The following is a 19,739-nucleotide window of genomic DNA, read 5'->3' as shown; positions in this document are numbered from 1 at the left end:
GCTCGGATACGCAGAAGCGCCCCGCGATCGCGGGGCGCTTCTGCGTATCCGAGCCGTCAGTGCCCGGGGAAGCCGCCGGCCTCCTGATCCGCCGGCCGCCGCACGAAGAACGCGAGCACGACCGCGACGAGCGAGATGAGCGCGGCGATGAGGAACGCCATCCGCGCGCCGGGTGCGCCCGCGACGGGCGTCGAGAGCCCCGCCGCCTCGCCCGCGTGCAGGATGCCCGAGTACGTCGCGATGAGGATCGCCACGCCCGCCGCGCCCGCGACCTGCTGCAGCGTGTTCAGCACGGCGGAGCCGTGGGAGTAGAGGTGCCGCTCGAGCGATCCGAGCGAGGCCGAGAACAGCGGCGTGAACGATGCCGCCATGCCGACCGACATCGCCGTCTGCACGAGGATGAGCACCCACTCCGGCGTGTGCTCGGTCACGGTCGAGTAGTAGAACAGAGCCCCCGCGACGATGATCGTGCCGGGCACGAGCAGCGTCTTCGGGCCGCGGGCGTCGTAGATGCGGCCCATGAACGGGCCGAGCACGCCCATGAGCACCGACCCCGGCAGGAGGACGAGACCCGACTGCAGCGCGTCGAGGCCGGCGACGTTCTGCAGGTACTGGGGCAGGAGCGTCAGCGTCCCGAACATCGACAGCGCGATGATCGACATGATGACGACGGACACCGTGAAGTTCGCCGAACGGAAGACGCGCAGGTCGAGAAGCGCGTCGTCGACCCGCTGCAGCACGAGCTGCCGCCACACGAACAGGGCGAGGAAGGCGAGCCCCAGGACGAGCGTGACGACGCCGACGGTCGTCGAGGACGAGGCGCCCTCTCCGCTGTGCCCGCCGAACTGGCTGAGCCCGTAGACGATGCCGCCGAACGCGAACGCCGACAGGACGATCGACAGGACGTCGATGGGCGCCTTGCGCGTCTCGCCGAGGTTGGTCATCCACTTGCCGCCGACGACCAGTGCGACGATCGCGATCGGCAGGATGATGGCGAAGAGCCAGCGCCAGCTGAGCGTCTCGAGCACGGCGCCCGAGAGGGTGGGTCCGATGGCGGGAGCCAGCGAGATGACGAGGCCGACGCGGCCCATCATGCGCCCGCGCGAGTGCGCGGGGACGACGTTCATCATCGTCGTCATGAGGAGCGGCATCATGATGCCCGTTCCGAGCGCCTGGACGACGCGCCCCGCGAGCAGGAGCACGAATCCGGGCGCGACGAGGCACACGAGGGTGCCGAGCGAGAACGCCGTCATGGCGGCGAGGAAGATCTGCCGCGTCGTGAAGCGCTGCAGGAGGAAGCCGGTGGTCGGGATGACGACGGCCATCGTCAGCATGAACGCGCTCGTCAGCCACTGGCCGAGCTCCGGAGCGAGACCGAGGTCCTCGTTGAGGTGCGGGATGGCGATGCCCATCGTCGTCTCATTGAGGATGGCCACGAAGGCGGCGATGAGGAGGAGCCAGATGACCCTCATGCCGCGGGGATCGATCCCCTGCTGCTGCTGTGCGCGGATGGCGCCGGTGTCGGTGGACGTCATGAGGCTCCCGGGGAGAAGAGGTGGCGGATGCCGCGGCGGGCGCGAGGAGGAGAGGCGCCGGGGCGACGTTACAGCCTAACGGCGACATCCCGTCCGCCATTCCCGATCCGCCGCCCCCGCCGGAATGTATGCTCTTTGACATGAGTATGGGGAGAGGCATGGGCGGACCCGGACGCGGGGGGCCGCGGCCCATCGACGAGGCGGCGCAGCGCCGTGCCAACGCCGAGGCGCCGCGCGTCCCCGACCTCGGTGCGCGCGTCGTGCGGCTCTTCCGCCCCTACCGCGGCCGCATCGCCGTCACCGCCGGCCTCGTCGTCGTCGGCGCCGCACTCGGCGTCGTCCCTCCGCTCGTCGTGCAGCGCGTGTTCGACGACGCGCTCTTCCCCGTCGACGGCGGCGCCGTCGACATCCCCCTCCTCGTCCGACTCGTCGCGATCATGATCGGCCTCTACCTGGTCAGCGCCGTCGTGGGGGTCGCGCAGACCTGGTTCACCTCGAACGTCGGGAACCGCGTGACGGGCGACCTGCGCGTGCGGATGTTCGACCACCTCCAGGCGATGGAGCTCGGCTTCTTCACGCGCACGAAGACGGGCGTCATCCAGTCTCGGCTGCAGAACGACGTCGGCGGGGTCTCGAGCGTCCTCACGAGCACCGTGACGGCCATCCTCGGGAACAGCGTGACGGTCGTCGCATCGCTCGTCGCCATGATCCTCATCGACTGGCGGCTGACGCTCATCGCCGTCGTCGTCATGCCCGTGCTCGTCGTCGTGCAGAGGAGGGTGGGCCAGGTCCGTGCGCGCATCGCGGCCGAGACGCAGCAGTCGCTCTCCGAGCTGACCGCGATCACGCAGGAGACGCTGAGCGTCTCGGGCATCCTGCTCTCCAAGTCGTTCAACCGCCAGCGCACCGAGTCGGCGCGCTATGCCGACGAGAACGCCAACCAGATCCGCCTGCAGGTGCGCCAGGCGATGAGCGGGCAGGGCTTCTTCGCCGTCGTCCACGTCCTGATGGCCTCGGTGCCCGCCGTCATCTACCTCGTCGCCGGCTTCCTCCTCGCGGGGGAGAGCGGGCTGCTCACGGCCGGCACGATCGTCGCCTTCACGAACGTGCAGGCGCGGCTGCTGCAGCCGCTCACGAGCCTCATGCGCATCGCGCTCGACGTGCAGACGTCGTTCGCGCTCTTCGCCCGCATCTTCGAGTACCTCGATCTCGAGCCGGCCATCCGAGACGCTCCCGACGCCATCCCCGTCTCGGAGGCGCCGGGTCCCCTCGGGCGCGTCGAGTTCCGCGACGTCACCTTCCGCTATCCGGATGCGGCGCGCGACTCGGCTCCGACGCTGCGCGGAGTGTCGTTCACGGCCGAGCCCGGCTCGCACGTGGCGTTCGTCGGCCCGTCCGGCGCGGGGAAGACGACCGTCCTGTATCTCACGCCGCGGCTGTACGAGGCGGAGACAGGACGCGTGCTGTTCGCCGGGGCGGACGTCCGCTCGCTCACTCAGGAGTCGATCGTGGACGCCGTCGGCATCGTCTCGCAGGAGACGTACCTCTTCCACGCGACGGTCCGCGAGAACCTCCGGTACGCACGGCCCGAGGCGACCGACGAGGAGATCGAACGCGCCTGCCGACAGGCGAACATCCATCACGTCATCGCGGGCTTCGAGCACGGCTACGACACGGTCGTCGGGGAGCGCGGCTACCGGCTGTCGGGCGGCGAGAAGCAGCGCATCGCGATCGCGCGCGTGCTCCTGAAGGACCCGCCCGTGCTCCTCCTCGACGAGGCGACGAGCGCGCTCGACACCGTGTCTGAGCGGATCGTGCAGGAGGCGCTCGAGAGCGCCTCGCGCGGGCGCACCACGATCTCGATCGCGCACCGGCTGTCCACCGTCATCGACGCCGACGTCATCCACGTCGTCGAGGCGGGGCGCATCGTCGAGTCGGGCACGCACGCCGAGCTCGTGCTCGCGGGCGGGCTGTACGCGGAGCTCGCGGCCGAGCAGCTCGCGGCGACGCGCGCGCTCGAGGAGTGAGGCTCAGGCGAGGGCGCGGACCTCGGACGTGAACGCGTCGAGGAGCGGAGCGACCTCGGGGTCCAGGTGGCCGATCTCGGCGAGACGGGGGATGTCCATCCGCAGGATCTGGCCCGCGCGCGCACGGCGGGCGGGCTCGTGCGCCGCGAGGGCCCGGAGCCCGTCGCGCATGGCCTGGAGGCAGGCCTGGAACACCCGGGGGTCGGCCTCGCGCTGCGTGATGGACGTGCCGTCGGCTCGCACCCGCCACTGCACGACGACGTCGGGGACGACGTCGAACGCGCGCGCGGAGGTGTACATGCGCTGCGCGATCTCCTGATCCTCGTAGAGCACGCCCTCCGGGAAGCGCAGCCCGTGGTCGCGCCAGAACGAGGTGCGCGACACCTTGGACCACGCCACGATGTTGCCCGTCACCTCGGGATGCGCGTCGAGCGTGGTCGCGACGCGCCGGGGCGAGGTCGCCGCTGCGACCCACGGCTGCACCTCGCCCGCGCGGTAGCCGCCCCCCTCGGGCCGCAGGCGCACGTAGGCACCCGCGACGAGGTCGCTCCCCGACGACTCCAGCGAGCCGACGAGCGTCTCGAGCGCGCGCGGCATCATGACGTCGTCGGCGTCGAGGAATCCGACGTAGGCGGTGTCGACGAGGTCGAGGCCGGTGTTGCGCGCCGCGCCGAGCCCGCGCTGATGGTCGTGCGGTGCGAGGACGAAGCGGTCGTCGACGGCCGCGTAGCGCGCGAAGATCTCGCCCGTGCCGTCGGTCGAGCCGTCGTCGACGAGGACGGCTCGCCACCCGTCGAACGTCTGCGCACGCAGCGAGTCGAGCGCGGCGGCGGCGAAGGGGGCGACGTCCCACCCGGGGACGATGACGGTCGCGAGCGGGGGCACGGGACGAGGATATCGCCGCGGCGAGGGTCGGGGACGCGTCAGGCGACCGCGTGCACGGCCGCGGCGACCGCGTCGGCGACGTCGTCGAGCGGGCGGGTGTGCCCGTGCGCCAGGGTGAAGCGCACGGAGGTCTGCGCGACCTCGGGCGGCACGCCCATCGCGACGAGCACATGCGACGGCTCGTCCGATCCGGCGGCGCACGCCGAGCCGCTCGACGACACCACGCCGCGGCGCTCCAGCTCGAGCAGCACGGCCTCTCCGCTCGTGCCCGCGAACGTGAAGCTCGCGCTGCCCGGCAGACGCCGCGTCGGATGCCCCGTGAGCCGGGCGGAGGGGACGAGCGCGAGCACGCGCGCCACGAAGTCGTCGCGGATGGCGGCGACCCGGCGTGCGCACTCCTCGCGCTCCTCCTCGGCGAGCTCGAGGGCGCGCGCCATCGCGACCGCGAGCGCGACCGACTCCGTGCCGCTCCGGCGGCCGCGCTGCTGACCGCCGCCGTGGACGAGGGGCTCGAGCGGGATCCGTCCCCGGATGGCCAGCACGCCCACCCCCTTCGGCGCCCCGACCTTGTGCCCCGCAAGCGAGAGGGCGTCGGCGCCCGTCGACCGCAGGTCGAGCCATCCGGCCGCCTGCACGGCGTCGAGATGGAGCGGGACGGCGACGTCCGGGACGATCTGCACGGTGCCGACCTCGTTGTTCGCGAGACCCATCGACACGAGGGCCGTGTCGGGCCGGATGGCCGCGGCGATCTCGTCCGCCGACGCCGCGCCGTCGCCGTCCACCCCGACGACCGTCGTCTCGACGCCGTGGAAGCGCGCGAGGTACGCCGCGGACTCGAGGATCGACTCGTGCTCGACGGCGGTCGTCACGATGTGCCGCGCACCGCGATGGGCGAGCGCGGCGAGCGCGACGCCCTTGACGGCGAGGTTGTTGGCCTCCGTGCCGCCGGAGGTGAAGACGATGTCTCCGCGGCGCATGCCGAGGACGCCGGCGATGCGCGAACGGGCGTCTTCGACCGCAGCCGCCGCCCGCTCGCCGACCGTGTGGTGGCTCGCCGGGTTGCCGTAGTCGCGCGTCAGGTAGGGTGCCATGGCCTCGAGCACCTCGAGGCGCACGGGGCCGGTGGCGGCGTTGTCGAGGTAGAGCACGTCAGCGCACGCGGAGATCGAGCCCGAGGTCGACGGCGGGCGCGGAATGGGTCAGGGCGCCCACCGACACGACGTCGACGCCCGTCGCGGCGATCGCCCGCACCGTCTCGAGACTCACGCCGCCCGACGCCTCGACGACCGCGCGCCCCGCCACGAGCGCGACCCCTTCGCGGAGCGCGTCGAGCGGGAAGTTGTCGAGCATGATCGTGTCGACGCCCGCCGCGAGCACGGGCTCGATCTGGTCGATGCGGTCGACCTCCACCTCGACGTGCGCGGTGTGGCCGAGCCGCGCCATCCCCGCGCGCAGCGCGGTCGTGAGGTCATCGCCGCCGAGGACCGCGAGGTGGTTGTCCTTCGCCATGACGGCGTCCGACAGCGAGAAGCGGTGGTTCGAGCCGCCCCCCGAGCGCACGGCGTGCCGCTCGAAGGCGCGCAGACCCGGCGTCGTCTTGCGCGTGTCGGCGATGCGCGCGCCCGTCCCCGCCACCTCGGCGACGTAGCGCGCCGTGAGCGTCGCGATGCCGGACATCCGCTGCGTGAAGTTGAGGGCGACGCGTTCGGCCGTGAGGACACCGCGCGCGGGGCCGGCGACGTGTGCGAGCACCGTCCCCTCGGCGAATCGCGAGCCGTCGTCGACGAGCACGTCGACGCCGATGCGGGAGTCGACCAGGCCGAAGGCGGCCTCGAAGACCTCCCCGCCGCTGAAGACGCCGGCCTCGCGCGCGACGAGTGCGGCGTCCGCCGTCGCGTGCGCGGGGACGAATGCCTCGCTCGTCAGGTCGCCCCACGGCGCGTCCTCGTCGAGGGCGGCGCGCACGGCGCGGTCGATGGCGGATCGGGTCAGCATGGTGCTCCTGCCGTGGCGAGGGCCGGTTCGGGTGCGGGGCGGACGGCATCTGCGCGATGGTGCGCGCCGGCCGACTCCGTGCGTGCGAGGGCCGCGCTCGCGGCCAGGGCGCCGACGCGCACGAGGGCGGCGTCCTCGTGCGCGCGGGGTGTGCGGGGGGCGGGAAGCGCGGCGTCCCACGCCGCCAGGATGCCCGCCGCGTGCAGGAGCCGTGCCCCGTCGCGGACGAGGCCCACCTCGTCCCACATCAGCCGCTGCAGCGCCTCGCGTGAGAACGGGGGTGCATCGGGATCGGGCGGGACGGGTGCGGCCGGGCCGGGAGCCGCCGGCGCGCTCGCCGCGGTCGCGTCGGCGAGCGCGGCGGCCGCGCGGGCGCCGAAGACGGCCCCCTCGAGCAGCGAGTTCGAGGCGAGCCGGTTGGCGCCGTGCACGCCCGTGCGCGCGCACTCGCCGACGGCGAGGAGCCCGGCGCGCGTCGTCCGCCCGTGGAGGTCGGTGACGACGCCCCCCATGAGGTAATGCGCGGCGGGAGTGACGGGCACGGCCGTCTCGGCCCAGTCGAACCCGCGCGCCGCCACCGCCGCCGTGATCGTCGGGAAGCGGGCCGCGAGCGCCGCCCTGCCGAGCGCGGTCGCATCGAGGAGCACGGGGCGGCCGCCCTGCGCGGCCATCCGCCGCGCGATGGACCGCGCGACGACGTCGCGCGGGGCCAGTTCGCCGTCGGGATGGTCGTCGAAGGCGAAGCGGCGCCCCGTCTCGTCGACGAGCACGGCGCCCTCTCCGCGCACCGCCTCGGAGACGAGGAACGGCGCGCCGGCGGCGAGCACCGTGGGATGGAACTGGACGAACTCGAGATCCGCGACCGCGGCACCCGCGCGCGACGCCGCGGCGATGCCGTCGCCCGTGGCGAGCTCGGGGTTCGTCGTGCGGGAGTAGAGCCGGCCAGCGCCGCCCGTTGCGAGCACCACGGCGTCCGCGCGCAGCTCGCGGACCGCCCCGTCCGCGAGGACGCGCACCCCGCCGACGCGGTCGCCGTCGTCGACGAGGTCGATGAGACGGGTGTGCTCGAGGATGCGCGCGCGCGACGCCCGTGCGGCGGCGACGAGCACCTCCTCGATGGCGCGGCCGGTGGCATCCCCGCCTGCGTGCAGGATGCGGGCGTGGGAATGCGCGGCCTCCAGGCCCATGCGGAGCGCGCCGTCGGCGTCGCGGTCGAAGGCGACGCCGAGCGCGATGAGCTCGCGCACGCGATCGGGGCCTTCCGAGGCGAGGACGCGGACGGCATCCTCGTCGCACAGGCCGTCGCCCGCGCGCAGCGTGTCGGCGACGTGCGCCCCGACGCTGTCGCCGCGCGTCAGCACGGCGGCGATGCCGCCCTGCGCCCATCGGGTCGCGGTGTCGGCGAGCGCGCCCTTCGCGACGATCGTGACCTCGACGCCCGCGCGTGCGGCATGGAGCGCGGCGGAGAGGCCGGCGATGCCGCTCCCGACGACGATCGCGCTCGTCATGATCCGGCCGGCCGCGCGGCGAGCATGCGCTCGAGCGCGACGCGTGCGGGAGCGGTGACGGACGCATCCACCGAGATGCGGTTGACGACGCGTCCGGCCACGAGCTCCTCGAGCACCCACGCGAGGTAGCCGGGGTGGATGCGGTACATCGTCGAGCACGGGCAGACGACGGGGTCGAGGCAGAAGATCTCGTGCTGCGGATGCTCGGCCGCGAGCCGCTGCACGAGGTTGATCTCGGTGCCGATGGCGAACGTCGTCGGCTCCGTCGCGGCGAGGATGGCCTTGCGGATGTAGTCGGTCGACCCCGCCTCGTCCGCGGCGTCGACGACCTCCATGGGGCACTCGGGATGCACGATGACGCGCACGCCGGGGTGCTCCGCGCGCGCCTGCGCGATCTGCGCGGGCGTGAAGCGGCGGTGGACGGAGCAGAACCCGTGCCACAAGATGACGGCGCTGTCGCGCAGCGTCTGCTCAGTCGAGCCGCCGAGGGGGCGCCGGGGGTTCCACATCGGCATCCGGTCGAGCGGCACGCCCATGGCCTTCGCGGTGTTCCGTCCGAGGTGCTGGTCGGGGAAGAAGAGCACGCGGCGGCCGCGGGCGAACGCCCACTCCAGCACGGTGCTCGCGTTCGACGAGGTGCAGACGATGCCGCCGTGGCGGCCCACGAATCCCTTGATCGCGGCCGACGAGTTCATGTAGGTCACGGGGACGACCGGCACGAGCCCGTCGGCATCCGGCGCGTCGAGCGGCCCGAGGACGTCCTCGAGCTGCTCCCAGCACTCCTCGACCTGGTCGATGTCCGCCATGTCGGCCATGGAGCACCCCGCGGCGAGGTTCGGCAGGATGACCGCCTGCTCGGGGCCGGAGAGCATGTCGGCCGTCTCGGCCATGAAGTGCACCCCGCAGAAGACGATCGCCTCCGCGGCGGGATGGGCGAGGGCGGCGTTCGCGAGCTGGAAGGAGTCGCCCACGTAGTCGGCATGCTGCACGACCTCGTCGCGCTGGTAGAAGTGGCCGAGCACCACGACGCGGTCGCCGAGCGCCGCCTTCGCCGCGCGGATGCGGTCGTGGAGCTCCGCCTCCGGCGCCTCCCGGTAGGCGCGGGGGAGCTCGCCCTGGCGGGGGGCGCCGGTGGGGATCACATCCCCCATGGAGGCACCGGGTCCGTAGCCCTCCTCGACGTCGAACGTCCACGGCCCGTCGGCGAGGTCGGTCGAGCAGGTCGAACCCGCGGCGGCGCCCGAAAGGATGGCGCGGATGCCGTGGTCGACGCTGGGGTCGACGGGGCGCGGCGAGAGGGCGACGGAGGTGGCGGCCATGGGAACCCCGTTCGGGTCGGTGTGACTCTAAGTCGGACGAACCGAGTTTAAGTCACTCTGACCAGAATGGCGACCGGAGTGTGAGAGGGCGGCGGGGAGAAGAAGCTCAGGCGTCGCCGAGGGGCCCGCGGTCGGCGAGCTCCACATCGGAGTTGTACCGGAAGAGCCGCGCGGGGCGGTGCTTGCCCGTGCGGAACGACTCGGTCGGGATGAGGGACTCCGAGCCCTCGAGGAGCCGGCGGAAGTTCGAGGGGTCGAGGCGCCGACCGAGCACGGCCTCATAGACCTCGCGCAGCTCGGTGAGGGTGAACTCGTCGGGCAGCAGGCCGTGGGCGATGCGGCTGTAGCCGACCTTGTTGCGCAGCCGCCAGAGCGCGTACGCGACGATCCGGTTGTGGTCGAAGGCGAGCGCGGGGAGGTCGTCGACGTCGAACCACTCGACGTTCTCCGGAGCCCCTTCCGCGGCGCGCTGGGCGTCGACGAGGTCGGAGCGGAGCAGGGCCCAGTACACGACCGACACGACCCGGGTGGGGGAGCGGTCGACGTCTCCGAAGGCGTAGAGCTGCTCGAGGTAGCTCGGGCTGAGGGCGGTCGTCTCCGCGAGGGTCCGCGATGCGGCATCGTCGAGCCCCTCCGCGGCGTCGAGCCAGCCGCCCGGCAGCGCCCACTGCTCGCGGAACGGCTCCCGCGTGCGCCGCACGAGCGGGATCATGAGCGCATCGGCCCCCGGTCGCGCGCGCAGCGAGAAGATCGCCGTCGACACGGCGACGCGGATGGCGGCGGGCGTCGGGTCTGGCGTCACCCTCCGAGCGTATATGCTCGCTTCCCAGTGACACGGGGTGTCCCGACCGGGACTGAGATCACACCCGTACGCACCTGATCTCGTTAGAACGAGCGGAGGGATGTCGCTGATGAGTGACGCATACGCACCGGTGCTCGCGAGCGTGAGGGAGTCGTCTCCGCTCGTGCAGTGCCTCACCAATTCCGTCGTCGTGAACGTCACGGCCAACGCGCTCCTCGCGGTGGGCGCCGCGCCCGTGATGGCCGACGTCCCCGAGGAGGCGGGTGAATGCGCGTCGGTCGCCTCGGCCGTGCTCGTGAACCTCGGCACGCCGACCGCGGAGCAGCGCGAGGCGATGCTCGCCGCGGCGTCGTCGGCGCACCTCGCCGGCGTGCCCTGGGTGCTCGACCCCGTCGGCGTGGGCGCGCTCGGGATGCGCACGGCGTTCGCGCAGCGCCTGCTCGATCTCGAGCCGACGGCCGTGCGCGGGAACGCCTCGGAGATCCGCGCGCTCGCGGGCGTCGGAGCGGGCGGTCGCGGCGTGGACGCCGCCGACGACGTCGACGCGGCGCTGGACGCCGCGCGAGAGATCGCCGAGCGGACGGGCGCCGTCGTGGCGGTCTCCGGCCCCGTCGACGCCGTCGTCGCGGTCCGCCGCGTCGCGCGGATCCACGGCGGCAGCGCGCTCCTCACGCGCATCACGGGGGGCGGATGCTCGCTCGGCGCCGTCACCGCCGCCTGCATCGCGGCGGCGGGCGACGCGTTCGCCGGCGCCGTCGCCGCGCACGCGCTGTACGCCGCGGCGTCGGAGCGCGCCGCGGCGGTGTCGGACGGTCCCGGCTCGTTCGGATGGCGCTTCCTCGACGCGCTCGACGCCGTCTCGCCCTCCGATCTCGCCGCCGTGCGCGTCGACGAGTCGACGGCGGTGCGCGCATGAGGCGCGCGTTCGACCCCTCCGTCTACCTCGTCGCCGACGCCGCGTCGGTCGGCGACCGTCCCGTCGCCGACATCGTGGCGGCCGCCGTGGACGGCGGCGTGTCGGCCGTGCAGATCCGCGGCAAGGAGCTCTCGGCGGCCGAGCTGCTGCGCGTCGTGGAGGAGGCGGCCCTGCACACGGCCGGCCGGGCCACCCTCCTCGTGAACGACCGCGTCGACGTCTTCCTGGCCGCCCGGGCGGCAGGCGCCGCCGTCGACGGCGTGCACATCGGTCAGAGCGACCTGCCGGCGGGGCGCGTGCGCGACCTCGTCGGACCCGACGCCGTCGTGGGGCTCAGCGCGAGCCTCGCATCGCAGCTGCCCTCGCTGCGCGGCCTGCCAGCGGACACGGTCGACTACCTGGGCGTCGGCGCCGTCCGCCCCACGCCCACGAAGAAGGACCATCCGGCACCGCTCGGGTGGGACGGCTTCGCGGCGTTCGCGGCGCTCGTCCCCGACATCCCGTGCGTCGCGATCGGCGGGGTGGGGCCGGGCGACGCCGCCGACGCGCGCCGCGCCGGTGCGGCGGGCATCGCCGTCGTCCGCGCGATCTGCGCGGCGACGCGGCCTGCGGAGGCGGCGGCCGCGCTGCGGTTCGAGTGGGCCGATGCGGGGGCCGGCGCGTGAGCCGCGTCGCGAACGTGCTGTCGATCGCCGGCTCCGATCCCTCCGGCGGGGCGGGCGTGCAGGCCGATCTGAAGACGATCCTCGCCTGCGGCGGCTACGGCATGGCGGCCATCACGGCCCTCACGGCGCAGAACACGCGCGGCGTCTCGGACGTGCATACCCCGCCCTCGTCGTTCCTGCGGGCGCAGCTCGACGCCGTCGCGGCCGACGTGCGCATCGACGCCGTCAAGATCGGCATGCTGGGAACCGCCGAGGTGATCGCCGAGACGGCCGCATGGCTGAATGCGCTCCCGGCACGTCCCGTCGTCGTGCTCGATCCCGTCATGGTCGCCACGAGCGGCGACCGCCTCATCGACGCCGAGGCCGAGCGGGCGCTGCACGACCTGTTCGCACTCGTCGACGTCGTCACCCCGAACCTGCCAGAGCTCGCCGTGCTCGTCGGGGGAACGGTCGCGAGCTCCTGGCCGGACGCGCTCGACCAGGCCGCAGAGCTCGCGGGCCGGCACGGCGTGCGCGTGCTCGCGAAGGGCGGCCACCTCGACGGCCCCGACTGTCCCGATGCGCTCGTCGAGCCCGACGGGAGCTCGACGACCTTCCCCGGCGCGCGCATCGCCACGACGAGCACGCACGGCACGGGCTGCTCGCTCTCGGCCGCGCTCGCGACGATGCAGGCGCGCACGGGCGACTGGGGATGGTCGGCGCGCCTCGCGAGGGACTGGCTGCGGCGGGCGATCGCGGAGGCCGACACGCTCGAGGTCGGCGGCGGCCACGGACCGCTGCATCACGGCGCCGCGCTGTGGGCGGGCGACGCGCCGCCCCGCCGTGACGCCGAGCTCGACGCCTGGTGGGACGACATCGCCGCGCTGCGCGCCGGCATCGACGACGTCTGGTTCGTCGCCGCCCTCGGCGACGGAACCCTCGACGAGGCCGACTTCGCCCACTATCTCGCGCAGGACTCCCTGTACCTGCGCGGATACGCCCGGGTGCTCAGCCGTGCTGCCGACCTCGCGCCGACCCTGGAGGAGCAGGCGTTCTGGGCGGGCTCGGCGCACACGTGCCTCGAGACCGAGCTCTCGCTGCACCGCGCCCGCGTCGGCGACGAACCCGCCGAGGAGAGCGCGGAGACCGCGGCGTACCTCTCGCATCTCCGCGCCGCATCGGGGGATCATGCGACGCTCGTCGCCGCGCTGCTGCCCTGCTTCTGGCTCTATCAGGACGTCGCCGAGCGGCTCGCGGCGCGCCGACGTCCCGGGCATCCGTACGCGGACTGGCTGGAGATGTACGCGTCGGACGCCTTCGCGCTCTCCACGCGGGAGGCCATCCGCTGGACCCAGCGCGCCGCGCACGGGGCAGACGATGCGGCGCTCGCGCGGATGCGTGCCGCCTTCCTCGCCTCTGCGCGGCACGAGCTGGCGTTCTTCGCGCAGCGCCGGCCGTCGCATCGGTAACGCGCCGGAAACCCGCTGCCGCTATCATCGGGATCACAACCGAACAGACCGTCCATCCGTCACGGGAGAACGCGGCCCCGCGCCGCTGCCGTAGGAGCAAGTCCCTCCCGGAATCTCTCAGGCCCACGTACCGTGCCGGCAGGTCACTCTGGAAAGCGGCGCCCGAGCGCCCGCCGACGGGGCAAGCGGCGCGCCGCGGAAACTCTCAGGCACCATGACAGAGCGGGAGGAACTCACCGCATCCGTCGCGGATGCCGACAACGGGAGTTCCTCTTGTGACCTACATCGGGGTGTTCGACCTCTTCACGATCGGGATCGGGCCGTCGAGCTCGCACACGGTCGGCCCCATGCGCGCCGCCGCGGAGTTCGTCGCGCGGCTGGCCGAGCCGCCCGCCGCGGTGGCGGTCGACCTGTACGGCTCGCTCGCCGCGACGGGAGCCGGACACGGCACGCTCGCCGCCGTGCTCGTGGGGCTCGAGGGGCGGCAGCCCGACGAGGTGTCCGCCGCCGAGGTGGCGGAGCGCGTCGCGCGCATCGAGGCGGACGGCACGGTGCGGATCGGCGACGCGACGCCCGTCCCGCTGCGGACGGAGGACATCCGCCTGCACCCCCTCACCGTGCACGGACGGCACACGAACGCGATGCGCTTCGCCGCGCTCCGGGGCGACGGCTCGGTCGCCGAGGAGGCGGTCTACTACTCGGTGGGCGGCGGCTTCATCGTGCGCGACGGGGAGGAGCAGGAGCAGACGGACGACGGCGCCGTGCCGCATCCGTTCTCGACGGCCGCCGAGCTGCTCGCGCACTGCGAGGCGGAGGGGGCGTCGATCGCCGACATCGCCCTCCGCAACGAATCGGCCCTCCGAGCGCCCGAGGACGTGCGCGCGGGCATCCTGCGCATCAGGGACGCCATGGTGGAGTGCTACACGGCCGGCACGCGGACCGAGGGGGTGCTTCCGGGAGGGCTCGGCGTCGTCCGCCGCGCGCCCGCCTGGCGCGCGCGCCTCGCCGTCGAGGACCCGGACCGCAGCCCGCTGTTCGCGCAGGAGTGGATCAACCTCGTCGCCCTCGCCGTCAACGAGGAGAACGCCGCGGGAGGGCGCGTCGTGACGGCGCCCACGAACGGGGCGGCCGGGATCATCCCCGCCGTCCTCCATCACGCCGCGCACTACACGCCGCGCGCGACCGGATCGCCCGACGACATCGCCGTCGAGTTCCTGCTCACCGCGGCCGCCATCGGGTCGATCTACAAGCAGCGCGCCTCCATCTCGGGTGCGGAGGTCGGGTGCCAGGGCGAGGTCGGCTCCGCGTCGTCGATGGCCGCGGGAGCGCTCGCGGCCATCCTGGGCGGGACCCCGGCGCAGGTCGAGAACGCCGCCGAGATCGCCATGGAGCACAACCTCGGCCTCACGTGCGACCCCGTCGGGGGCCTCGTCCAGATCCCGTGCATCGAGCGGAACGCGATCGCTTCCGGCAAGGCGGTCAACGCCGCCAAGATGGCCATGTGGGGCGACGGCACGCACCGGGTGTCGCTCGACACGGTCATCGAGACGATGCGGCAGACGGGGCGCGACATGAGCGAGAAGTACAAGGAGACGGCGATGGCGGGTCTCGCCGTCAACGTCGTGGAATGCTGAGGAGACACGCCGTGACCGAACCCAGGACGACGCCCCTGCACGCCGAGCACGAGGCGCTCGGGGCATCCTTCACCGATTTCGGCGGATGGCTCATGCCCGTCCGCTACTCGTCCGACCTCGCCGAGCACCACGCCGTCCGGACGGCGGCCGGGCTGTTCGACATCTCGCACATGGCGGAGTTCTCCGTGACGGGCGCCGGCGCGGGGGCGTTCCTCGACCACGCGCTCGCGGGGCGCCTGTCGGCCCTCGCCGTCGGCCGGGCGAAGTACTCGCTCGTGCTCGCCGACGACGGCGGGATCGTCGACGACGTGATCGTGTACCGGCTCGGCGACGAGAGCTATCTCGTCATCGCGAACGCCGGCAACCGCGACGCGGTGCGCGCGGCGTTCGAGGAGCGCGCGCGCACGGATGCCGTGATCGCGGACCTCACCGACGCCTCCGCGCTCATCGCCGTGCAGGGGCCGCTCGCGCAGCGCATCCTGCAGGAGACCGCCGGAATCGGGGAGCCGGCCACCCCGTGGGCCGATCAGCGGTACTACGCGTGGGCCGACGCGACGTTCGACGGCGCGCCGCTGCTCCTCGCCCGCACGGGCTACACGGGGGAAGACGGCTTCGAGCTGCTGGTCGCGAACGACACGGCTCCCGCGCTGTGGCGGGCGCTGCTCGCCGCGGGCGCCCCGCACGGGCTCGTGCCCGCGGGGCTCGCCGCACGAGACACCCTGCGCCTCGAAGCCGGCATGCCGCTCTACGGCCATGAGCTGACGCGCGGCATCCGCCCCGCTCAGGCCGGGCTCGGCCGGGTCGTCGTCGACACGGGCGACTTCGTCGGGCGCCCCGCCCTCGACGCCGACCCCGCGGCGCGCGTGCTCGTCGGCCTCGTCTCCGACGGTCGTCGTGCAGGACGCGCCGGCTATCCCGTCCTCCGCGGCGACACCGTCGTCGGGGAGGTCACGAGCGGCGCGCTCAGCCCCACGCTCGGCCATCCCATCGCCCTCGCCTACGTCGACCCCGCCGCGGCCGCGGCGGACGACCTCGCCATCGACGTGCGCGGAACGCGCATCGCCGCCACCCCGACCGCCCTGCCCTTCTACCGGAGGAACTCATGACCGACCTCACCGCGCTGTCCTACACGTCCGAGCACGAGTGGATCCGCATCGACGGCGACATCGCCACGATCGGCGTCACCGACTACGCCGCAGACCAGCTCGGCGACGTCGTCTTCGTCGACCTGCCCGCGGTCGACGCGGCCGTCTTGTCGGGGCAGGTGATGGGCGAGATCGAGTCGACCAAGTCGGTCTCCGAGCTCTACGCGCCCGTCGACGGCGTCGTCGTCGAGACGAACGCCGATGTGGACGCGAACCCCGGCCTCGTGAACGAGGCGCCCTTCGACGGCGCCTGGCTCGTGAAGGTGCGTCTGTCGGGAGACCCCGCCGGACTGCTCGACCGCTCCGCCTACATCGGCCTGACGGGGCAGGAGGCGTGAGCGCGGCCTACGCCGATCGGCACATCGGCACCACGGCGGGCGAGCGCGAGCGGATGGCCGCGGTCATCGGCGACGCCGATGCGGCGGGCGTCCTCGCGGCGGCCGTGCCGCCCGTCATCCGCGGCCTCGGTGCGGCCGGCGCGGCCATCCCCGCCGAGGGCGTCTCGGAGGCAGAGGCGCTCGCGGAGCTGCGCGAGCTCGCTGCCCGCAACCGCGTGCTCTCGCCCCTCATCGGGCTCGGCTACAGCGACACCCTCACCCCCTCGGTCATCCAGCGGAACGTGCTCGAGAACCCGTCGTGGTACACCGCGTACACGCCGTACCAGCCCGAGATCTCGCAGGGCCGCCTCGAGGCGCTCCTGAACTTCCAGACCATGGTGGCCGACCTCGCCGGTCTGCCGGTCGCCAACGCGTCGATGCTCGACGAGGCCACCGCCGCCGTCGAGGGGATGCTCGTCGCGCGGCGCGCCGTGCGCGGGGGGTCCGACGTCTTCGTCGTCGACGCCGACGCGCTGCCGCAGACCAAGGCCGTGCTCGCCGTGCGCGCCGAGGCACTGGGCATCGAGCTCGTCGAGGTCGACCTCGCGGGCGGGGAGGCTCTGCCCGAGGCGCTCTTCGGCGCCCTCATCCAGTACCCCGGCGCATCCGGGCGGGTGTGGAACCCGCAGGGCGTCGTCGACGCCGTGCACGTCGCGGGAGGCCAGGCCGTCGTCGCGGCCGATCTGCTCGCCCTCGCGCTGCTCGCGTCGCCCGGGTCGCTCGGCGCCGACGTCGTCGTGGGCTCGTCCCAGCGCTTCGGCGTGCCCCTCGGCTTCGGGGGACCGCACGCGGGCTTCATGGTCGTGCGGCAGGGGCTCGAGCGGCAGCTGCCCGGACGTCTCGTGGGCGTCTCGAAGGACGCGGACGGCCGGCTCGCGTACCGTCTCGCGCTGCAGACGCGCGAGCAGCACATCCGCCGGGAGAAGGCGACGAGCAACATCTGCACCGCGCAGGTGCTGCTCGCCGTCATGGCGGCCATGTACGCCGTCTACCACGGCCCCGAGGGCATCCGCGCGATCGCGGAGGACGTGCGCGCGAAGACGACGCTGCTGCGCGGATGGCTCGCTGAGCTCGGTCTCGACACGGGCGACGCCGCTCACTTCGACACGGTCCGCGTGCGCGTGCCCGCCCGTGCGGCCGCGGTCGTCGCCGCCGCGCACGACGGCGGCGTGCTGCTGCACCTCGTCGACGCCGACACCGTCGGCGTCTCGGTCGGCGAGGCCACGACCCTGGCCGACCTCGACGCCGTGCGCGCCGCGTTCGATGCGGGTGCGGGTGCGGGTGCGGATGCGCCCACCGGCTCGGGTGATGGTGCCGGCTCGACATCCGCACTGGCGAAGCAGGAAAGCGCTTCCACCGCCGACATCCGCACTGGCGAAGCTCCCGGCGCCCTCATCCGCACGGACGAGTCGCTGCCGGCCGACCTCGTCCGCACGGAGCCGTACCTGACGCACCCCGTCTTCTCGAGCCACCGCTCGGAGACGGCCATGATGCGCTACCTCAAGCGCCTCGCCGACAAGGACTACGCGCTCGATCGGGGGATGATCCCGCTCGGCTCGTGCACGATGAAGCTCAACGCGGCGACCGCGATGGCCGCCATTACGTGGCCCGAGTTCGGGCGCATCCACCCGTTCGCGCCACGGGAGGACGTCGGCGGCTACCTCGCCCTCATCGCGCAGCTGGAGGGGTGGCTGGCCGACCTCACGGGCTACGACGCGGTGTCGCTGCAGCCGAACGCGGGGTCGCAGGGCGAGCTCGCCGGCCTCCTCGCCATCCGCGGGTACCACCGCTCGCGCGGCGACCTCGGTCGCGACGTGTGCCTCATCCCCTCGTCGGCTCACGGGACGAACGCGGCATCCGCCGTGCTCGCGGGCATGCGCGTCGTCGTCGTGGCATGCGACGACCAGGGCAACGTCGACCTCGCAGACCTGCGCGCGAAGATCGCCTCCCACGCCGACGCGCTCGCGGCGCTCATGATCACGTACCCGTCGACGCACGGCGTGTACGAGCACGACGTCCTCGACATCACGGCCGCCGTCCACGCCGCGGGAGGGCAGGTGTACATCGACGGGGCGAACCTCAACGCGCTGCTCGGGCACGCCCGGTTCGGCGACCTCGGCGGCGACGTGTCGCACCTCAACCTGCACAAGACGTTCGCGATCCCGCATGGCGGCGGCGGACCGGGGGTCGGGCCCGTCGCGGCGAAGGCGCACCTGGCGCCGTTCCTGCCCTCGCACCCCTTCGCGCAGGAGGACCGCGACGGGATCGGGCCCGTCTCCGCGGCGCCGTACGGCTCGGCGGGCATCCTGCCGATCTCGTGGGCGTACGTGCGCATGATGGGCCTCGAGGGGCTGACCACGGCGACCGACGCCGCCGTGGTCGCCGCGAACTACGTCGCCGCCCGCCTCTCGGAGCACTTCCCGGTGCTCTACACGGGAGAGGAGGGACGCGTCGCGCACGAGTGCATCCTCGACCTGCGCCCCCTCAAGGCCGAGACGGGGGTGAGCGTCGACGACGTCGCCAAGCGGCTGGTCGACTACGGGTTCCACGCGCCGACGATGTCGTTCCCCGTGGCGGGAACGCTCATGGTCGAGCCGACGGAGTCGGAGGACCTCGCCGAGCTCGACCGGTTCGTCGACGCGATGATCGCCATCCGCCACGAGGCCGGCCGCGTGGCGACGGGGGAGTGGCCCCAGGGCGACAACCCGCTCGCGAACGCGCCGCACACGGCGGCCTCCGTGCTCGTGGGCGAGTGGGACCATCCGTACTCGCGCGAGACGGCGGTGTACCCGTCCGGCGATGTGGAGGGGAAGTACTGGCCGCCCGTGCGCCGCATCGACCAGGCCTACGGCGACCGCAACCTCGTGTGTGCCTGCCCGCCGATCGAGGCCTTCGCCTGATCCGGATGGCCGCGGTCCCTCGCCGAGGCCGGCCCCCGGCCGGTCTCGGCGGGAGGCCGGATGGCCGCGGCCGTTCGGCTCAGACCTCGAACCGGGCGCGCTCGGTGCCGTCCACGGCCATCCGGATGCGCTTGCGCATCTCGTCGTCGACGTCCGCGAGGTCGTCGACGCGACGCCAGAAGGCCTCGCTGTTCTCGCCGTCCGCCGGGTGCGGGTCGCCCGAGACGTAGCGGCAGCGGAACACGAGGTCGAGGTACTGGGAGCGGTCGCCGTTGGGGTAGACCATGGGCGGCAGGGTGTTGACCCACACGAGCGCCTCGGCCTCGGCGACGACGTCGGCCTCCTCGAGGACCTCGCGGACGGCAGCGACGGCGGGCTGCTCTCCCGGGTCGACGATGCCCGTCACGGGGGTCAGCCGACCGTTGTCGGCGCGCCGCACGAGCAGCACCTCCCGCGCGTCGCCGTCGCCGCGCAGCACGACGGCCGTCGCCCCGGTGAGCCAGAGCAGCTCGGTGCCGATCTTCTCGCGCAGCCGCAGGATGAACTCGGGGGTCGCCATGAGCCGATCCTAGGCGGCGGTAGC

Annotated in this window: 16 protein-coding genes and 3 riboswitches; of the genes, 8 read left to right on the top strand and 8 right to left on the bottom strand. The window is 73.5% G+C overall.

The annotated features are described in order from the left end of the window. Positions 1-56 precede the first annotated feature (56 nt). Entirely contained in the window at positions 57-1,535 is a 1,479-nt protein-coding gene (locus ACWGPF_RS14550; RefSeq protein WP_452333468.1) for an MDR family MFS transporter, read from the bottom strand. Positions 1,536-1,675: 140 nt separating this feature from the next. On the opposite strand from ACWGPF_RS14550, the gene ACWGPF_RS14545 reads away from it, so the two are divergent. Then, the gene (locus ACWGPF_RS14545) at positions 1,676-3,562 is read left to right on the top strand and encodes an ABC transporter ATP-binding protein (RefSeq protein ID WP_452333467.1); all 1,887 of its coding nucleotides are present in this window, start codon (positions 1,676-1,678) and stop codon (positions 3,560-3,562) included. Positions 3,563-3,565: 3 nt separating this feature from the next. Here ACWGPF_RS14545 and ACWGPF_RS14540 read toward each other — a convergent pair whose 3' ends face one another. The 6 genes from ACWGPF_RS14540 to ACWGPF_RS14515 all read right to left on the bottom strand — a co-directional run bounded on the left by ACWGPF_RS14540 (position 3,566) and on the right by ACWGPF_RS14515 (position 10,032). Beyond that, positions 3,566-4,447, bottom strand: coding sequence for a glycosyltransferase family 2 protein (locus ACWGPF_RS14540; RefSeq protein WP_452333466.1), 882 nt, complete (start codon positions 4,445-4,447; stop codon positions 3,566-3,568). Positions 4,448-4,485: 38 nt separating this feature from the next. Then, entirely contained in the window at positions 4,486-5,595 is a 1,110-nt protein-coding gene (locus ACWGPF_RS14535) for a cysteine desulfurase family protein (protein WP_452333465.1), read from the bottom strand. Position 5,596: 1 nt separating this feature from the next. Continuing rightward, positions 5,597-6,442 (bottom strand): carboxylating nicotinate-nucleotide diphosphorylase, encoded by an 846-nt coding sequence (gene nadC, locus ACWGPF_RS14530; RefSeq protein WP_452333464.1) that lies wholly within the window; start codon positions 6,440-6,442, stop codon positions 5,597-5,599. After that, complete coding sequence (gene nadB / locus ACWGPF_RS14525; protein WP_452333463.1) at positions 6,436-7,950, bottom strand: L-aspartate oxidase; 1,515 nt, start codon at positions 7,948-7,950, stop codon at positions 6,436-6,438. Before nadB ends, nadC begins: the two co-directional genes overlap by 7 nt. Then, positions 7,947-9,269, bottom strand: a complete 1,323-nt coding sequence (gene nadA, locus ACWGPF_RS14520; protein WP_452333462.1) for a quinolinate synthase NadA — start codon at positions 9,267-9,269, stop codon at positions 7,947-7,949. Before nadA ends, nadB begins: the two co-directional genes overlap by 4 nt. A gap of 106 nt (positions 9,270-9,375) precedes the next feature. Next, the gene (locus ACWGPF_RS14515; protein ID WP_452333470.1) at positions 9,376-10,032 is read right to left on the bottom strand and encodes an NUDIX hydrolase; all 657 of its coding nucleotides are present in this window, start codon (positions 10,030-10,032) and stop codon (positions 9,376-9,378) included. Between the two features lie 62 nt (positions 10,033-10,094). Then, a riboswitch (TPP riboswitch) is annotated at positions 10,095-10,189 on the top strand. On the opposite strand from ACWGPF_RS14515, the gene thiM reads away from it, so the two are divergent. The 7 genes from thiM to gcvPB all read left to right on the top strand — a co-directional run bounded on the left by thiM (position 10,181) and on the right by gcvPB (position 19,156). After that, positions 10,181-10,987 (top strand): hydroxyethylthiazole kinase, encoded by an 807-nt coding sequence (gene thiM, locus ACWGPF_RS14510; protein ID WP_452333461.1) that lies wholly within the window; start codon positions 10,181-10,183, stop codon positions 10,985-10,987. Its footprint overlaps the riboswitch before it by 9 nt. Next, a complete protein-coding gene (thiE, locus tag ACWGPF_RS14505) occupies positions 10,984-11,652 on the top strand; it encodes a thiamine phosphate synthase (protein WP_452333460.1) in 669 nt (222 codons plus the stop codon). The genes thiM and thiE overlap by 4 nt, the downstream gene beginning before the upstream one ends. Further along, positions 11,649-13,100 (top strand): bifunctional hydroxymethylpyrimidine kinase/phosphomethylpyrimidine kinase, encoded by a 1,452-nt coding sequence (gene thiD / locus ACWGPF_RS14500; RefSeq protein WP_452333459.1) that lies wholly within the window; start codon positions 11,649-11,651, stop codon positions 13,098-13,100. The genes thiE and thiD overlap by 4 nt, the downstream gene beginning before the upstream one ends. Before the next feature lie 52 nt (positions 13,101-13,152). Next, positions 13,153-13,243: riboswitch (glycine riboswitch) on the top strand. After that, positions 13,244-13,328, top strand: a riboswitch (glycine riboswitch). Positions 13,329-13,351: 23 nt separating this feature from the next. Further along, positions 13,352-14,734 (top strand): L-serine ammonia-lyase, encoded by a 1,383-nt coding sequence (locus ACWGPF_RS14495; RefSeq protein ID WP_452333458.1) that lies wholly within the window; start codon positions 13,352-13,354, stop codon positions 14,732-14,734. Further along, positions 14,728-15,840, top strand: coding sequence for a glycine cleavage system aminomethyltransferase GcvT (gene gcvT, locus ACWGPF_RS14490; RefSeq protein WP_452333457.1), 1,113 nt, complete (start codon positions 14,728-14,730; stop codon positions 15,838-15,840). Before ACWGPF_RS14495 ends, gcvT begins: the two co-directional genes overlap by 7 nt. Continuing rightward, positions 15,837-16,217: a glycine cleavage system protein GcvH gene (gene gcvH, locus ACWGPF_RS14485; RefSeq protein ID WP_452333456.1), complete on the top strand. Its 381-nt coding sequence runs from the start codon at positions 15,837-15,839 to the stop codon at positions 16,215-16,217. Before gcvT ends, gcvH begins: the two co-directional genes overlap by 4 nt. Positions 16,218-16,270: 53 nt before the next feature. Beyond that, positions 16,271-19,156, top strand: a complete 2,886-nt coding sequence (gcvPB, locus tag ACWGPF_RS14480; RefSeq protein WP_452333469.1) for an aminomethyl-transferring glycine dehydrogenase subunit GcvPB — start codon at positions 16,271-16,273, stop codon at positions 19,154-19,156. 79 nt (positions 19,157-19,235) lie between these two features. Here gcvPB and ACWGPF_RS14475 read toward each other — a convergent pair whose 3' ends face one another. Next, positions 19,236-19,715 (bottom strand): NUDIX hydrolase, encoded by a 480-nt coding sequence (locus tag ACWGPF_RS14475; RefSeq protein WP_452333455.1) that lies wholly within the window; start codon positions 19,713-19,715, stop codon positions 19,236-19,238. Positions 19,716-19,739: the final 24 nt, after the last annotated feature.

It is taken from the genome of Microbacterium sp. NPDC055683 (genome assembly GCF_053617895.1).
Note: the sequence above shows the minus strand (reverse complement) of the source record. Positions and strands in the feature narration are given on the sequence as shown.

Excerpts from the sequence above, each read along its gene's own strand:
- ACWGPF_RS14550 (WP_452333468.1), bottom strand. The coding sequence starts at position 1,535 with ATGACGTCCACCGACACCGGCGCCATCCGCGCACAGCAGCAGCAGGGG.
- nadA (WP_452333462.1), bottom strand. The coding sequence starts at position 9,269 with ATGGCCGCCACCTCCGTCGCCCTCTCGCCGCGCCCCGTCGACCCCAGC.
- gcvPB (WP_452333469.1), top strand. The coding sequence starts at position 16,271 with ATGGCCGCGGTCATCGGCGACGCCGATGCGGCGGGCGTCCTCGCGGCG.
- thiE (WP_452333460.1), top strand. The coding sequence starts at position 10,984 with ATGAGGCGCGCGTTCGACCCCTCCGTCTACCTCGTCGCCGACGCCGCG.
- gcvT (WP_452333457.1), top strand. The coding sequence starts at position 14,728 with ATGCTGAGGAGACACGCCGTGACCGAACCCAGGACGACGCCCCTGCAC.
- thiM (WP_452333461.1), top strand. The coding sequence starts at position 10,181 with ATGAGTGACGCATACGCACCGGTGCTCGCGAGCGTGAGGGAGTCGTCT.
- gcvH (WP_452333456.1), top strand. The coding sequence starts at position 15,837 with ATGACCGACCTCACCGCGCTGTCCTACACGTCCGAGCACGAGTGGATC.
- ACWGPF_RS14545 (WP_452333467.1), top strand. The coding sequence starts at position 1,676 with ATGAGTATGGGGAGAGGCATGGGCGGACCCGGACGCGGGGGGCCGCGG.
- nadC (WP_452333464.1), bottom strand. The coding sequence starts at position 6,442 with ATGCTGACCCGATCCGCCATCGACCGCGCCGTGCGCGCCGCCCTCGAC.
- ACWGPF_RS14475 (WP_452333455.1), bottom strand. The coding sequence starts at position 19,715 with ATGGCGACCCCCGAGTTCATCCTGCGGCTGCGCGAGAAGATCGGCACC.
- nadB (WP_452333463.1), bottom strand. The coding sequence starts at position 7,950 with ATGACGAGCGCGATCGTCGTCGGGAGCGGCATCGCCGGCCTCTCCGCC.
- ACWGPF_RS14495 (WP_452333458.1), top strand. The coding sequence starts at position 13,352 with ATGCCGACAACGGGAGTTCCTCTTGTGACCTACATCGGGGTGTTCGAC.